The sequence below is a fragment of the Hydrogenophaga sp. genome (assembly GCF_041633695.1).
Lineage (GTDB): Bacteria > Pseudomonadota > Gammaproteobacteria > Burkholderiales > Burkholderiaceae_C > Hydrogenophaga.
On the sequence record NZ_JBFJMY010000068.1, the window covers coordinates 1 to 14266 of the forward strand.

The following is a 14266-nucleotide window of genomic DNA, read 5'->3' on the forward strand; positions in this document are numbered from 1 at the left end:
AAGTTGAGGTCAGTGGTTGCGTTCGTAAAGGGTCACGACGCATGCGCCGCCCAAACCCAGGTTGTGTTGCAGCGCCAGCCGCGCGTTCGGCACCTGGCGGGCCCCGGCGTTGCCACGCAATTGCTGCACAAGCTCGGCGCATTGCGCCAGTCCGGTCGCGCCCAGTGGGTGGCCCTTGGACAACAAACCGCCCGAGGGATTGGTGACCACCTGGCCGCCGTAGGTGTTGTCGCCATCCACGATGAATTTCTCGGCACCGCCTTCGGGGCAAAAACCCAAGGCCTCGTATGTGATGACTTCGTTCTGCGCGAAGCAATCGTGCAGCTCGGCCACATCGATGTCGGCCGGGCCTACGCCAGCCTGCTCATACACGGCGTTGGCGGCGGCGCGCGACATGCCGTAGCCCACAACATAGCGCATGTCCTGACCGTCAAAAGTGTCGGGCGTGTCGGTGGTCATGCTCTGCGCAGCAATGCGCACCGCCCCACTGCGTTGCCCGTGCTGTTTGAGAAAACGTTCGGACACGATCACCGCCGCCGCCGCTCCGCAGGTGGGCGGACAGGCCATCAGGCGCGTCATCACGTTCGGCCACAGGATGGGTGATGCCATCACCTCGTCTTCGGTCAACACATCGCGAAACAGCGCCAGCGGATTGTGGGCGGCGTGGCGACTGGCCTTGGCGCGCACTTTGGCAAACGTCTCCAGACGGGTGCCAAAGCGCTCCATGTGCGACAGGCCAGCCCCACCAAAGTAGCGCAATGCCAGCGGTATTTCGGCGTGGCCCACCAGCGCGTCGGTGGCGTCGTCGAAGGGTTGAAACGGCGACGCACGGTCTGGAAACATGGAACCCAACGCACCGGGCCGCATTTGCTCAAACCCCAGAGCCAGCACGCAGTCCGCCGCTCCGCTCTGCACCGCCTGCCGAGCGAGGTAGAGCGCGGTGGATCCGGTCGAACAGTTGTTGTTGACGTTGAAGATGGGAATGCCCGACATGCCCACTTCGTACAGCGCGCGCTGGCCGGCGGTGGAGTCGCCATACACGTAACCCACATAGGCCTGCTGGAAGGCGGCGTAGTCGATGCCCGCATCGGCCAGCGCCTGGTGCACCGCCTGGGCCGCCATTTCGGGATAGCTGGGTGAGGCGCTGGGCTTGACGAATGGGGTCATGCCCACACCGATCACAAATACCTTGTTGTCCATGTCATGCCACCTTTCCGTGGGTTCAGTTCAGGGTTGTTTTGAAAGTTCAAAGGGATGCGTGGTGACCCAGGCCATGTCTTCAGGACGCACCATCACCGTGAGTCCGTTCCACATGCCCTCGATCTCCGCCGCTGAGAGCCGTGACTGTGCTTGCGCAATCAGCACCAGTTGGCGCTCTGTCAGTGTTCGCAGCAGAGACTGCCCCTCGGGGGTCAGGTGGTTCTGGCGCACGCGGCGGTCTTCGAGGCTGTAGCGCTGCTCCAGCAGGCCCATGCCCATCAGTTGGTTGGTCGTGCGCGACAAGGCCTGGTTGCTGATGCGCAGCAACGACATCAGCGAGCCCACCGTGATACCGGGTGTGCGGCCCGCAAAGTGGAGTACACGGTGGTGGGCTCGGCCCAACCCGTGCTCCATCAGCACCTGGTCGGCGATATCGGCCATCTGCAAGTGCACAAAGAACACCAGCTCCAGCGTCCGCATGGCCGCGTGCTCACTGTCCAGGCCGCTCGCCGGCGTCGGTGTTGGGGTTTTCGCCTTCTTTTCCGGGCGAATCTTGGGAACGGAATCTGCGATGTTCACGGGGTGGTTTCCTTCATCAGTTGCTGCAACCAGCCCACATGATGCAGTGCCTCGGCTGGCACAGGTTCCATCGTGGTCTGCATGAGGCTGTTCCAGCGGTTGAACCAGCCGAAGGCCGCCACGATGGACACGATCTCGAGTAACTCGTCTTCAGAGAACTGTTGCCGCGCCAATTCGAACGCTGGGGCAGCGTCGGCCACCGGCAAGGTGGCGCCCGCGCTCGCTATGCGCAGCGCGGCGCGCTCGCGTTCATTGAAGTCAGCGCTGTCGCGGTAGTCGGGCAACGCAGCGAGTTGCGCCCAGGTGACACCCGCGTGCTGCGCGGCGTGCACCACATGCACCGTGCTGTAGAGGCAGCGGGCACCCCGGCAGGCTTCGGCGGCAAGCAGAAAACGCAGGCTGGGCTCGATCAGACCGTCGCCACGCAATGTGTTCTGCACCAATGCCAACACAGCAGGCAGCACACCGGGTTTGCGCGCCATGGTCAGCAGCGCATTCGGTCGGTAGCCAACAAAGTTGACCAAGTCTTCGAGCAGCGGATCCTGCGAACGCGGGTCATCAGCAGGCAAGGGCGCCACGCGCGCGGTGTCGGGCAGATTCATACCTGAGCTCCTTCTTGCAAGCCGGAAAGCATCATTTCAAGCCGATCGTCAATCTCTTCACGGTCACCGCTCCACACCACGCGCCCGCTGTCGAGCAAACAAAAGCGCTGCGCCACGCGCTTGGGCACGCGGAAGTTCTGCTCCACCAGCAACACCGACACACCCGCACGGCTCACAAACTCGATGGCGGCCACGATCTGCTCGATGATCACCGGCGCGAGGCCCTCGGTGGGTTCGTCCAGCAGGAGGTAACGCGGGTTGGTGAGCAGCGCCCGGCCGATCGCCAGCATCTGCTGCTCCCCTCCCGAGAGCGAGGTACCCTGCGCTTGGCGGCGCTCGCGCAGGCGCGGAAACAGTTCGTACACGCGCTCGATGGTCCAGTGACCGGGCGGGTGGCTCAGGGTCGCGAGCAACAGGTTTTCTTCGGCACTCAAGCCGCTGACGATGTCGCGGCTGTCGGGAACCAGCGCGATGCCGCGGCGACTTGAATCGGACAGCGAAAGACCGGTGATGTCAGTCCCTTCTAACTGGCGCTTGCCCTGGCGCAGCGGGATCTGGCCCATCAGCGCGCGCAGCGCGGTGGACTTGCCGGCGCCGTTGCGGCCCACCAGCGCCAACACCTCGTTGGGCGCGCAACCCATGGAAACCCCATGCAGGGCCTGCGCCTTGCCATAGAACACGTCGGCGCTCTTCAACTCAAGCATGTGATATCTCCTGCGACTCTTCTTCACCCAGGTAAGCGCGTTTGACGCGCGCATCGTTGCGCACCTCGGCGGGCGTACCGCGCATCAGCACCTCGCCGCCCATCATCACGACGATCTCGTCGGACAGTTTCATGACCACGTCCATGTTGTGCTCCACCAGCAGCACGGTGCGCTTCTCGCGCACGCGTTCGATCAGTTCCATGGTGGAGGCGATCTCGTTGTGCCCCACCCCCGCCAGCGGCTCGTCCAGCAGCAACACGCGCGGGTCGGCCATCAATGCCAGGCCCAGCTCCACCGCGCGCTGCCGCCCATGGCTCAGCGCGGCCACCGGCATGTCCAGCACGTCCGACAGCCCCACGATAGACGCCACCTCGCGCGCCCGATCGCCGAGCTCCCCCCAGCGGTCCACCGACCGCCAAAACGGCTGCAAGCCAAATCGCGGCGGCTGAGCGGCCACCCGCAGGTTTTCGAAGGTGGTCATCTCCTGAAAGATGTTGATGATCTGGAAGCTGCGCCCCAGCCCCCGTCGCGTGCGGCTGGCAACAGGGAGAAGAGAAATGTCTTCTCCACAGAATTCGATGCGGCCCGATTTCAAAGGCACGCGACCGCTGATGGCATTGAGCAATGTGGTCTTTCCCGCGCCGTTGGGACCGATGAGCGCCACCGTCTTGCCCGTGGGCACGCTCAGCGCCACCTTGTTGAGCGCGACAAAACCGTCAAACTCAACAGTGATACCTGAGCAGGCGACCGCCATGTCATGTGAGGTCGTTGCATTCATCGCTTGCTCCACCAATGCAATGCGGTACCGGCCAGCCCTTTGGGCAGGAACAGCGTGCACAGAATGAACACCAGGCCCACCAGGCCGTACCAGTAATCTGTGTAGGCGGCCAGCACCTCGCGCAACACCTCGAAGAACGCCACACCAACGATGGGGCCCAGGAGCGTGCCGCTGCCGCCGAGCAGCGTCATGATGAGCACATCACCCGAAGTTTTCCAGCCCAGCATCTGCGGACCGGTGTACATCATCAATGAAGCCAGTAAACCACCTGCGATACCGGAGACGCCTCCCGAAATGGCCATGGCGGCCTGCCGCAATCGACGCACCCCGAAACCCAGTTGCTCAGCCCGCACCGGGTTCTGCCTGACCGCCTGCAAGGCCTGGCCCAGCGGCGACCGGCGCAGCACCCAGCAAGCCAGCACCACGGCAATGAACACCGCGAACACCACCCAGAAGAAGTTGGCATTGTTGAAAAAGTCGATTTCACCCCACACCGGACGCGCCACGCCGGGCAGCCCGTCCACCCCCCCAGACAGGCCACGCAGCCGCGTCAGCATCAAAACAGACATCAGCTCCGCCATCATCAGTGTGAGCAGCGAAAAGAAAAGGCCCGTGATGCGGCTGCCGATCAGGGACACGCCCCAGGCACACGCCGCCCCGAGCAAACCCGCGGCCACCAGGCCCAGGCTGAACGGCAGACCGCCGTGCATCTGTGCCCAGGTCATGCCGAAGGCACCCATGCCGAAGAACGCGGCATGACCAAAAGACAGGATGCCTGCGGTGCCGAACACCAGGTCGTAACCCAGCGCGAAGATCGACCAGACCATGACCAGGCAGGCCACAAAGAGAATGCCCTCGTCGCGCGTGCCAATTCGCAGGGCCACGAGGATGGCCATGACCAGCAAACAGAGCCGGATATCCAAACGTTCCAGGCGGTTCATGCGAGTCGCTCCTTTTTGCTGAAAAGTCCCTGCGGGCGCAGCAGCAGCGTTGCGATCAGCACAGCGTAGGTCAGGGTGTCGATCCAGTCCGGCAGGTACTGTTGACCAAAGGCACGGGTCATGCCGATCAACAGCGCCCCCACCACTGCGCCACGGATGTTGCCCAGGCCGCCGATGATGACCACGATGAAACAATCCAGAATGATGGTGCCGCCCATCTGCAACTGAATGGGCAGCATGGGACCTGCCATGGCGCCGCCCAGGCCGGCGAGCGCCGCGCCAACCGCAAATACCGCGGTGCGCACACGGTCCACCCGTACGCCCAGCGTGGCAGCCATCAACGGATTCGTGCTGCACGATCGGATCACCAGGCCGACGCGCGTGCGCTCGATGCCCAGCAACAGGATGGCCATCGTGGCGGTACCCACAAAAATGACAAACAGGCGGTAGCGCGACACATCGGTGTTGAACAGCGCTAAGCTGCCCGACAACCAGGCTGGCGCTGCAATGCTCTTTCCGCTCAGCCCCCAGGTGGCGCGCACCACCTCCTCCAGCACCAGAATCAGACCAAAGGTGATCAGCAACTGAAACTCATGTGGCGCCGCATAGATAGGTCGCAACGTCAGCCGCTCGATCAGTACGCCCACCAGCGCCAGCAACACCGGCACCAGCGCCAGCGCCCACCAGAAGTTCAACCACAGCGCGACCTGATAGGCCAGGTAAGCGCCCAGCATGTAGAGCGCGCCGTGGGCGAAGTTGATGATGCGCAGCATGCCGAAGATCAGCGTCAGCCCCGCGGCCAACAGGAACAGCAGCATGCCAATGCTCAGGCCAATGACGAAAGTGGACATGGGAGGTACGTACTCGGTTGCCGGTTCACTTACAGGTCAGTTGCAGGGCTTGAACAAGTCCTGAGCGGTGAAGCTTTCGGTAACCTTCATCGTCACTGGTGGCATGCCTGCGCTCCCGGCCACGGCGGTGCCGAACAAGCCAATCTGCTCGGCTTGGTTGTCACAAGCCCGCATGCGCTTCACCCCTTCGACGGAGTCGTTGCGCACACTGTTCTTGAAGGCATCAACCCACTTTTCCTTATCCCACACCCCGGTGCTCTCCACCACATCGAGCCACCAGCTCATGCCGTCGTATGCCTCGCCCGCGTACTGACTGGGCAGCTCACCGTACTTGAGCTTGTAGGCCGCAACGAAGCGCTTGTTGCGCGGCGTGTCCTGTGTGAAGTGATAGCGCAAGGTAGAGTTCACGCCGAGCGCTCCGCTGGCGCCAACCGCCTGACCCTGCGTTTCATCCATCAACATGGTGCCCATGACCTTCATCTTGGTGGCCAGCCCCACGTCTGCGCCTTGCTTGAGCGAGGTGACGGAGTCACCACCCACCACGATCAAGGCGAGACCATCTGCGCCCGATTTCATGGCTTTGTCGAGCAAGATTGCGTAGTCCTTGGTGCCGATGGGCGTGAAATCCACACCTGCCACAGCAATGCCTTTGCTCTCGAGATCGGCCTTGAGCGAGGCCCACATGTCGCGACCTACCTGGTAGTCCGCGATGATGCCGTATACCTTCTGGACGCCCTGGCGTTTGGCGAACTCACCAATCATGCGGTTCTCCATCGCCACCGTGTTGGAGGTTCTAAAGGCGTAGCGCGTCTTGTCAGCACCCGTGATGCGGTCGTCGGCCGACAGCGTGATGATCTGCGGCACCTTGCGCTGCTCGGTGAGCTTCATGATGGCCAGGGTTGAACCTGAGCTCACTTCACCGAACAGGGTTTGTGTGTCGCGCGCAAGAGCACGGGTGGTTTTCTGCACCGCCACTTGGGTGGATGTCTCGGTGTCTTCCCACACCACTTCGATCGGCTTGCCGAGCACGCGGTTGTTGCGCTCTTCAAAAGCGATGGTGGCGCCACGGCGCATGTTTTCTCCGACGATGCCCCATGCGCCACTGAGCGGCACGATGCCAGCGATTCGGAAGGCATCCTGTGCAAAGGCTGAAGAAGCCCCGCCCAGCATGCAACCCACTGCCAACGTGACCAGGCGCAAACGCGATGCGAATGTTCGTTTCATTGCTTGTCTCCTTTTGAAATGTTGTACGAAGGCACGAGCGCGTGTGCCCAATGTCGATATAACCGGTTTAGCAATATATCAACCTTGTTGTTATATCAAAACTTATCGATGCATAAAAGCGGGTTTACCCGCGCCCGGTTTGCTTCACGTTTGAGGCTTTGAAGTCACCTCGAAAACTTGTACCAGTCGGGAGTAGAGAATTCCAACCAACGGAGTCTCTAGATGAAGAAATCAAGATTCAGTGAAAGCCAGATCGTGACGATCCTCAAAGAAGTCGAGCTGGGCGCCAAGGTGGGCGAGACGTGCAGGAAGCACGGCATCAGCGATCCCACGTACGCCCGTACCCGGGCATGAGTGTGTCGCACCTGGCGCAGATGCGAGATCTTCAGGACGAGAACGCCAAGCTCAAGCGCATGTACGCCGATCTGGCCCTGATGCACCACGCCTTGAAAGATGTTGTCGAGCGAAAGCTCTGACCCCGCAGCATCGCGAGATGGTCGTGCAATCCTTGATGAGCGACCACGGTATGAGTGAGCGCAGGACATGCAAGGCCAGTGGGCTGGCCCGTTCGACTTTGCGCTACCAGCCCGTGCCACGCGACAACTGCGGGGTGATCAACTTCATTCAAAACCATCTGGCCATCAATCCACGCCATGGCTTTGACCTGCTGTACGCCACAGCCCGCTTTCAGAAACAGCCCTGGGGCAAGACCGTGTTGTGGCGTGTGTACTGCGAGTTGCGGGTGAACCTGCCCAGGCGAGGCAAGAAGCGGCTACCTGCTCGGATCAGACAGCCGCTGCAGGCGGCGGGCCAACCCAACCAGGGCTGGAGCTGCGACTTCATGTCCGACGCCTTGTGGTCAGGCCGCCGGTTCCGCACCTTCAACGTCATCGACGAATTCAACCGCGAGGGTCTGCGCATCGATGTGGACACCAGCTTGCCTGCTGTGCGGGTGATCCGGGCGTTGAACGAACTGGTCGAGGTCCGAGGAGCCCCGCTGTCGATCCGGCTGGACAACGGTCCGGAGTTCATCGCCCATGCGCTGGCGCAGTGGGCCGAGTCCAAAGGCATTACCCTCAATTACATCCAACCCGGCAAACCCACCCAGAACGCCTATATCGAACGCTTCAACAAGACTTACCGCACCGAGGTGCTGGACTGCTACGTGTTCGATTCTTTGCAGAAGATCAGAGACATGACCGCCGACTGGATGCACCGATACAACCACCACCGACCGCACGAGTCTTTGGGCCGCATTCCACCCGTCGAATTCCGTGTGAAACAATTCCCCAACCTCTATCTGACTGGATCAAGAATTCGAGGTGGCTTCAATAGAAGCTTCAATGCCCATGTCGCCTCGAGAATGCACAAGACCGGCGACACTTCTGCTGCAATTGCCGCCCGGGGGCTGACCAAATCCAAGCTGGCAGCAGCGTCATGCACGAAGGCTGTTGTGCATGCAACACAACGCACAGCACTGAGCCTTTTGCCCTTTTTTGGCCCTCCGGAAACGACAACGCCACCCGGAGGTGGCGCAATGCGTTGTCATGCATGACAATTTTGGTGGGCGGTGCAGGGTTCGAACCTGCGACCCCTGCCGTGTGAAGGCAGTGCTCTACCACTGAGCTAACCGCCCGGCTATTCAGTAGCCTTAGATTATAGCCTGAACTTGGCGCGGTTTTTCTGGCGGAGAAAAAGTTCGTGCCGAATGCCGGTTCGCATTCATGCGGCCTGCGATGCACGCCAGACCGTCTTGCCTTTGCTCGCCTTGTCCAGTTCGGTCAACACCGTGGCGTGCAGTTCGGTCTCCTGGGCGTTGGCCAACAACAGGGGCAATTCAAAGCGGCTCAGATCCAGCACAACGGTCTCGCCGCTGGCATCCTGCGCCTCGGCGGGTTCGATGAGCAAGGCGTCCTGGCCGCGCGTCATATTGATGTAGACGTCGGCGAGCAGTTCGGCGTCGAGCAAGGCGCCGTGCAGTTTGCGGCCCGAATTGTCGACACCCAGGCGGTCGCACAGGGCATCCAGACCATTGCGCTTGCCCGGAAACATTTCCTTGGCCATCACCAGGCTGTCGATCACCGGCCCAACCCAGCGGGTCAAGGGCGGCTGGCCGATGCGTTCGAACTCCTTGTTCAGAAAGCTGATGTCGAACGGCGCGTTGTGGATGATCAGTTCGGCACCACTCAGATAGCGCTTCAACTCGTCGGCAATGGCTGGGAATTTTGGCTTGTCGCGCAAGAACTCGTTGCTGATGCCGTGCACCTTCATCGCGTCCTCGTGGCTGTCGCGCTCGGGGTTGACGTAGAAGTGCAGGTTGTTGCCGGTGAGCTTGCGGTTGAGCAGCTCGACGCAGCCGATCTCGATGATGCGGTCGCCGTTGTCGGCAGACAGGCCGGTGGTTTCGGTGTCGAGGACGATTTGACGCATGGCGGTTTGCTCTCGCTATCAGTGCAGTTCTTTGGCGTGGTTGATGGTGTATTTCGGAATCTCCACCGTCACGTCTTGCTGCGCCAGAAACGCCTGACAAGACAGGCGCGAGTTCGGCTCCAGGCCCCAGGCGCGGTCCAGCAGGTCCTCTTCGTTTTCATCGATTTCGTTCAAGCTGTTCATGCCCTCGCGCACGATCACGTGGCAGGTGGTGCAAGCGCAGCTCATGTCGCAAGCGTGTTCGATGGCGATGTTGTTGTCCAGCAAGGCCTCGCAGATCGAGGTACCGGCGGGCGCGGAGATTTCGGCGCCTTGGGGGCAGTATTCGGGATGGGGCAGGATTTTGATCGTGGGCATGGACGGTTTCCGGTGTCGGTGGTGTGGGCGCCAGGCGCTCTAGACTTCTTCGAGCCGCTTGCCCGAGAGTGCTTGTTTGATGCCATGGTTCATGCGCTGGGCGGCAAAGGCCTCCGTGCCCTTGGCCAGCGCTGCGGTAGCCGCTTCGATGGTGGCGGCGTCGCCGGTGTCGCGGGTCTCTTGCAAGGCCTGCACCAGGGCGTTCACGTCCGCGCGCTCTTGTGGCGTCAGCAAAACACCATCGGCTGCGAGCGCGCTGTTGGTGGCGGCGACCATGCGATCCGCATCCACTTGTGCCTCCACCAGTGCCCGCGCCTGCATGTCTTGCTGCGCGGTTGCAAAGCTGTCTTGCAGCATGGTTGCGATCTGCTCGTCGGACAAGCCGTAGGCCGGCTTGACGTCGATGCGCGCCTCGACACCCGACTGGGTTTCGACCGCACCCACCGACAACAAACCATCGGCGTCCACCGTAAAGGTCACGCGGATGCGCGCAGCACCTGCCGCCATGGGCGGAATGCCGCGCAGCTCAAAACGGGCGAGGCTGCGGCAGTCGGCCACCAGATCGCGCTCGCCCTGCACCACGTGCAAGGCCAGCGCGGTCTGTCCGTCCTGGTAGGTGGTGAAGTCCTGGCCGCGAGCGGTGGGAATGGTGCTGTTGCGCGGCACGATGCGCTCGACCAGACCACCCATGGTTTCGATGCCCAGCGACAGGGGAATGACATCGAGCAAGAGCAAGTCGCCATCGCTGCTGTTGCCCGCCAAGGCATTGGCCTGGATGGAGGCACCGAGCGCGACCACTTCGTCCGGATTCAAATTGGTCAGCGGCGGCTGGCCAAAAAAGTCGCCCACCACCCGCTGCACAGCCGGCATGCGCGTAGAGCCGCCGACCATGACCACGCCCTTGACCTCGTCTTTGGTGACACCGGCGTCGCGCAAGACCTTGCGCACCGCGCTCAGGGTGCGTGCGGTGAGCGACTGGGTCTGGGCATCCAACTGCGCGGGGGTGACCGTGCCAGCGATCAGCTGGCCGGCCACGGTGACCGAAAACGGCACCTCGCCGGTCGCGGTATCCACCGCGCTCAACGCCTCTTTGCAACGCCGCGCTTCGGCCAGCAAGGCGGCCCGGCTGGACGCGTCCAGCGCGGCCATGGCCAAGGCGCCAGCGCCCTGCTCCAGCATCCAGGCGGCCAGCGCCTGGTCGTAGTCGTCGCCGCCCAGCGCCGAATCGCCGCCCGTGGCCATGACTTCAAACACGCCCTGCGTGAGCCGCAAGATGGAGATGTCGAAGGTGCCGCCACCCAGGTCGTAAATGGCGTAAACGCCTTCGGAGCTGTTGTCCAGGCCGTAGGCGATCGCCGCTGCCGTGGGTTCGTTGATCAGGCGCAGCACGTTGATGCCGGCGAGCTGCGCAGCGTCCTTGGTGGCCTGGCGTTGCGCGTCGTCGAAATAGGCGGGCACGGTGATGACGGCACCAAACAACTCGTCGTCAAAACTGTCTTCGGCCCGAAAGCGCAAGGTAGCGAGGATCTCGGCGCTGATTTCCATCGGCGTCTTGCGGCCAGCCACGGTTTCGACCACGGCCATGCCGTCTTGTTCGACCACGGTATAGGGCAGGCGATCGGCGTCGCCCACCTGCGTGCGGCTGCGGCCCATCAGGCGCTTGACCGAGCTCACCGTGTTCGCGGGATCTTGCACTTGAGAAGCCAGTGCCTCAAAACCAATCTGGCGCCCCGACCCGCCCTGAGCCGGATCGAGATAACGCACCACGCTGGGCAGGACCACCCGGCCTTGCAAATCGGGCAGGCATTCGGCCACGCCGTGCCGCACACAGGCCACCAGCGAATGGGTGGTGCCCAAGTCAATGCCCACCGCCACGCGCCGCTGGTGCGGATCTAGCGACTGGCCGGGTTCGGATATCTGCAATAACGCCATGTCTGTATCAAGTGCCGCAAGCGTCCAGCGCCTGCGTTGGTTCCAAGGTTCGGTGAAAGGTCTATTGTCCCAGTTGCTCGAGCCGCGCTTGCACATCGTGCTCAAAGCGCTCAACGAACATAAGGGCTCTGACGGTTTGCGCCAATGCCGCGTAGTCGGCCTTTTCATCGGCCAGCACGGTCGCCGCCTTCAGCATCTCGCGCTTGGTGTCGGCGGTTTCGTCGGCCAGGCGTTCCAGCGCCTCGGCGCCAGACGCTTCTTCCAGCGTTTCGCGCCACTCCATCTGCTGCATCAGAAACTGCGCCGGCATGGCGGTGTTGTCTTCGGCGCCGATGGACACGCCGTTGAGCTCGCACAGATAGGCGGCGCGCTTGAGCGGGTCCTTCAGGCGCTGATAGGCCTCGTTGATGCGCACCGACCATTGCATGGCCTTGCGCTGGGTGGCGGCATCGGCGGCGGCAAAACGGTCCGGATGGGCTTCGCGCTGCAGCGCCTTCCAGCGCTCGGCAACGGCGTCGCGATCGAGTGCGAAGCGCGGCGCCTGGCCAAAAATTTCAAAGTCGGTGGATTGCAGATTCATGGAAATGAAAAGCCGCCAGAACGGTGACGCGCTGGCGGCTGTGTCTTGGGCCAGATGGCATCAAATGCGGAAACTCTCGCCACAACCGCAACGGTCGCGCTCGTTGGGGTTGTTGAAGCGAAAGCCTTCGTTGAGGCCTTCACGGACGAAATCGAGCTGCGTGCCATCGATGTAGGCCAGGGCCTTGGGATCGACCAGCACCTTCACGCCGTTTTCTTCAAAAATCACATCCTCGGGCGCGATCTCGTCGGCGTACTCCAGCTTGTAGGCCAGACCCGAACAACCCGTGGTCTTCACGCCCAGGCGCACACCCACGCCTTTGCCACGCTTGGTGATGTAACGGATGACGTGCCGGGCGGCAGCTTCGGAGATAGAGATGGCCATGTCAGTTCATTCAACGTGTCGCAGTTTGTCCGGCACACGCCGCAGAACCGGCTTGGCCGGGCTGCAGGCGTGGCCCCCCTTGGGGGAAGACGCGAAGCGGCGCAGGGGGTGTCCTAGTTCGTGTGCTTTTTGCGGTAGTCGTCCACCGCAGCCTTGATGGCATCTTCGGCCAGGATGGAGCAGTGGATTTTCACCGGGGGCAAGGCCAGCTCTTCGGCGATCTGGCTGTTTTTCAGCGCCGCCGCCTGGTCCAGCGTCTTGCCCTTGACCCACTCGGTCACCAGCGACGAGGAGGCGATGGCAGAGCCGCAACCATAGGTCTTGAAGCGCGCATCTTCGATCACGCCGGTGGTGGGGTTGACGCGGATCTGCAGCTTCATCACGTCGCCGCAGGCCGGTGCGCCCACCATACCGGTGCCAACCGCTTCGTCGCCCTTGTCAAAAGAACCCACGTTGCGGGGGTTTTCGTAGTGGTCTACCACTTTTTCAGAATAAGCCATGATGTCGTCCTTTCACTGCCATGTCACGTTTGTAGATACCGATTCCAAGGATGCCGTGGAACCGGCTTGCCGGGCCGCTGGCATCGCCCCGTCAGGGGGTGACGCGCAGCGGCGCGGGGGTGATACCTCTAATGCGCCGCCCACTGGATCGTGGACAGGTCAATACCGTCTTTGAACATTTCCCACAGAGGGGACAACTCGCGCAACTTGGCCACGTTTTCCCGGATGGTGGCGATCGCGTAGTCGATTTCTTCTTCGGTCGTCCAACGACCAAAGGTCATGCGCAGGCTGCTGTGTGCGAGTTCGTCGCTGCGACCCAGGGCGCGCAGCACGTAGCTGGGCTCCAGGCTGGCCGAGGTGCAGGCCGATCCGCTGGACACCGCCAGACCCTTGATACCCATCATGAGCGACTCGCCTTCGACGTAGTTGAAGCTCATGTTGAGGTTGTGCGGCACACGGCGTGTCTCGTGGCCGTTGATGAAGACTTCTTCCACGTCCTTCAGGCCGTTCAGCAAGCGGTCGTGCAAGGCCTGGATGCGCAGGTTCTCGGTGTGCATTTCTTCCTTGGCAATGCGGTAGGCCTCGCCCATGCCCACGCACTGGTGGGTGGGCAGCGTGCCCGAGCGCATGCCGCGCTCGTGTCCGCCGCCGTGCATTTGCGCTTCGATGCGCACGCGCGGCTTGCGGCGCACGTACAAAGCGCCAATGCCCTTGGGGCCATAGGTCTTGTGCGAGGTCAGGCTCATCAGATCGACCGGCAGGGTTTGCAGGTCGATGTCCACGCGACCGGTGGCCTGCGCGGCGTCCGAGTGGAAGATCACGCCTTTTTCGCGGCAGATCGCGCCGATGGCGGCGATGTCCTGGATCACACCGATCTCGTTGTTCACGAACATGACGGACGCCAGGATGGTGTCGGGCCGGATCGCCGCCTTGAACACGTCCAGGTCGAGCAGGCCATCGGCTTGCACGTCGAGGTAGCTCACCTCAAAACCCTGGCGCTCCAGCTCGCGGCAGGTGTCGAGCACTGCCTTGTGCTCGGTCTTCACCGTGATGATGTGTTTGCCCTTGCTCTTGTAAAAGTGCGCCGCACCCTTCAAGGCCAGGTTGTTCGATTCGGTGGCGCCACTGGTCCAGACGATTTCACGCGGGTCGGCGCCAATGAGGGCCGCAATATGCCCACGGGCGGTCTCGACCGCTTTTTCAG

15 protein-coding genes, 1 tRNA gene and 1 pseudogene are annotated in these 14266 nt (G+C 62.2%); 1 reads left to right on the forward strand and 16 read right to left on the reverse strand.

Annotated features, from left to right (window positions below; translation table 11 throughout):
* Positions 1–9 precede the first annotated feature (9 nt).
* Genes ABYB95_RS06275 through ABYB95_RS06310 form a run of 8 tightly spaced genes read right to left on the reverse strand, consistent with a single transcriptional unit; the run spans position 10 to position 6879 of the window.
* Entirely contained in the window at positions 10–1200 is a 1191-nt protein-coding gene (locus ABYB95_RS06275) for a lipid-transfer protein (RefSeq protein WP_372657612.1), read from the reverse strand.
* A 27-nt stretch (positions 1201–1227) separates the two neighbouring features.
* Complete coding sequence (locus ABYB95_RS06280) at positions 1228–1779, reverse strand: MarR family winged helix-turn-helix transcriptional regulator (protein ID WP_372657613.1); 552 nt, start codon at positions 1777–1779, stop codon at positions 1228–1230.
* Positions 1776–2381 (reverse strand): carboxymuconolactone decarboxylase family protein, encoded by a 606-nt coding sequence (locus tag ABYB95_RS06285; protein WP_372657614.1) that lies wholly within the window; start codon positions 2379–2381, stop codon positions 1776–1778. The genes ABYB95_RS06280 and ABYB95_RS06285 overlap by 4 nt, the downstream gene beginning before the upstream one ends.
* Positions 2378–3085 carry an ABC transporter ATP-binding protein gene (locus ABYB95_RS06290; RefSeq protein ID WP_372657615.1) on the reverse strand — a complete coding sequence of 236 codons (708 nt, stop codon included), beginning with the start codon at positions 3083–3085 and terminating at the stop codon, positions 2378–2380. The genes ABYB95_RS06285 and ABYB95_RS06290 overlap by 4 nt, the downstream gene beginning before the upstream one ends.
* Positions 3078–3863 carry an ABC transporter ATP-binding protein gene (locus tag ABYB95_RS06295; protein WP_372657616.1) on the reverse strand — a complete coding sequence of 262 codons (786 nt, stop codon included), beginning with the start codon at positions 3861–3863 and terminating at the stop codon, positions 3078–3080. The genes ABYB95_RS06290 and ABYB95_RS06295 overlap by 8 nt, the downstream gene beginning before the upstream one ends.
* Entirely contained in the window at positions 3860–4804 is a 945-nt protein-coding gene (locus ABYB95_RS06300; RefSeq protein ID WP_372657617.1) for a branched-chain amino acid ABC transporter permease, read from the reverse strand. Before ABYB95_RS06300 ends, ABYB95_RS06295 begins: the two co-directional genes overlap by 4 nt.
* Positions 4801–5655, reverse strand: coding sequence for a branched-chain amino acid ABC transporter permease (locus tag ABYB95_RS06305; RefSeq protein WP_372657618.1), 855 nt, complete (start codon positions 5653–5655; stop codon positions 4801–4803). The genes ABYB95_RS06300 and ABYB95_RS06305 overlap by 4 nt, the downstream gene beginning before the upstream one ends.
* 36 nt (positions 5656–5691) lie before the next feature.
* Positions 5692–6879, reverse strand: coding sequence for an ABC transporter substrate-binding protein (locus ABYB95_RS06310; RefSeq protein WP_372657619.1), 1188 nt, complete (start codon positions 6877–6879; stop codon positions 5692–5694).
* Between the two features lie 222 nt (positions 6880–7101).
* On the opposite strand from ABYB95_RS06310, the pseudogene ABYB95_RS06315 reads away from it, so the two are divergent.
* Positions 7102–8155, forward strand: a pseudogene (locus ABYB95_RS06315) (IS3 family transposase); the annotation flags it as partial.
* 285 nt (positions 8156–8440) lie between these two features.
* On the opposite strand, the gene ABYB95_RS06320 reads toward ABYB95_RS06315, so the two are convergent.
* From ABYB95_RS06320 to ABYB95_RS06355, 8 genes are all read right to left on the reverse strand, one after another.
* Positions 8441–8515: transfer RNA gene (locus tag ABYB95_RS06320), tRNA-Val, on the reverse strand.
* Between the two features lie 86 nt (positions 8516–8601).
* Complete coding sequence (gene dnaQ, locus ABYB95_RS06325) at positions 8602–9309, reverse strand: DNA polymerase III subunit epsilon (protein ID WP_372657621.1); 708 nt, start codon at positions 9307–9309, stop codon at positions 8602–8604.
* Between the two features lie 18 nt (positions 9310–9327).
* Positions 9328–9666 (reverse strand): ISC system 2Fe-2S type ferredoxin, encoded by a 339-nt coding sequence (gene fdx, locus ABYB95_RS06330; RefSeq protein WP_372657622.1) that lies wholly within the window; start codon positions 9664–9666, stop codon positions 9328–9330.
* Positions 9667–9705: 39 nt separating this feature from the next.
* Complete coding sequence (gene hscA / locus ABYB95_RS06335) at positions 9706–11598, reverse strand: Fe-S protein assembly chaperone HscA (protein ID WP_372657623.1); 1893 nt, start codon at positions 11596–11598, stop codon at positions 9706–9708.
* A 61-nt stretch (positions 11599–11659) separates the two neighbouring features.
* Entirely contained in the window at positions 11660–12178 is a 519-nt protein-coding gene (gene hscB / locus ABYB95_RS06340) for a Fe-S protein assembly co-chaperone HscB (protein ID WP_372657624.1), read from the reverse strand.
* A gap of 60 nt (positions 12179–12238) precedes the next feature.
* The gene (iscA, locus tag ABYB95_RS06345) at positions 12239–12562 is read right to left on the reverse strand and encodes an iron-sulfur cluster assembly protein IscA (protein WP_372657625.1); all 324 of its coding nucleotides are present in this window, start codon (positions 12560–12562) and stop codon (positions 12239–12241) included.
* Positions 12563–12675: 113 nt separating this feature from the next.
* Positions 12676–13062, reverse strand: coding sequence for a Fe-S cluster assembly scaffold IscU (gene iscU / locus ABYB95_RS06350; RefSeq protein WP_372657627.1), 387 nt, complete (start codon positions 13060–13062; stop codon positions 12676–12678).
* Between the two features lie 128 nt (positions 13063–13190).
* Positions 13191–14266, reverse strand: a 1076-nt coding sequence (locus ABYB95_RS06355; RefSeq protein ID WP_372657628.1) for an IscS subfamily cysteine desulfurase, incomplete at its 5' end; no start/stop codon positions are given.

Coding starts and splice junctions, on each gene's coding strand:
- ABYB95_RS06275 (WP_372657612.1), bottom strand. CDS start 1,200: ATGGACAACAAGGTATTTGTGATCGGTGTGGGCATGACCCCATTCGTC.
- ABYB95_RS06285 (WP_372657614.1), bottom strand. CDS start 2,381: ATGAATCTGCCCGACACCGCGCGCGTGGCGCCCTTGCCTGCTGATGAC.
- ABYB95_RS06290 (WP_372657615.1), bottom strand. CDS start 3,085: ATGCTTGAGTTGAAGAGCGCCGACGTGTTCTATGGCAAGGCGCAGGCC.
- ABYB95_RS06295 (WP_372657616.1), bottom strand. CDS start 3,863: ATGAATGCAACGACCTCACATGACATGGCGGTCGCCTGCTCAGGTATC.
- ABYB95_RS06300 (WP_372657617.1), bottom strand. CDS start 4,804: ATGAACCGCCTGGAACGTTTGGATATCCGGCTCTGTTTGCTGGTCATG.
- ABYB95_RS06305 (WP_372657618.1), bottom strand. CDS start 5,655: ATGTCCACTTTCGTCATTGGCCTGAGCATTGGCATGCTGCTGTTCCTG.
- ABYB95_RS06310 (WP_372657619.1), bottom strand. CDS start 6,879: ATGAAACGAACATTCGCATCGCGTTTGCGCCTGGTCACGTTGGCAGTG.
- dnaQ (WP_372657621.1), bottom strand. CDS start 9,309: ATGCGTCAAATCGTCCTCGACACCGAAACCACCGGCCTGTCTGCCGAC.
- fdx (WP_372657622.1), bottom strand. CDS start 9,666: ATGCCCACGATCAAAATCCTGCCCCATCCCGAATACTGCCCCCAAGGC.
- hscA (WP_372657623.1), bottom strand. CDS start 11,598: ATGGCGTTATTGCAGATATCCGAACCCGGCCAGTCGCTAGATCCGCAC.
- hscB (WP_372657624.1), bottom strand. CDS start 12,178: ATGAATCTGCAATCCACCGACTTTGAAATTTTTGGCCAGGCGCCGCGC.
- iscA (WP_372657625.1), bottom strand. CDS start 12,562: ATGGCCATCTCTATCTCCGAAGCTGCCGCCCGGCACGTCATCCGTTAC.
- iscU (WP_372657627.1), bottom strand. CDS start 13,062: ATGGCTTATTCTGAAAAAGTGGTAGACCACTACGAAAACCCCCGCAAC.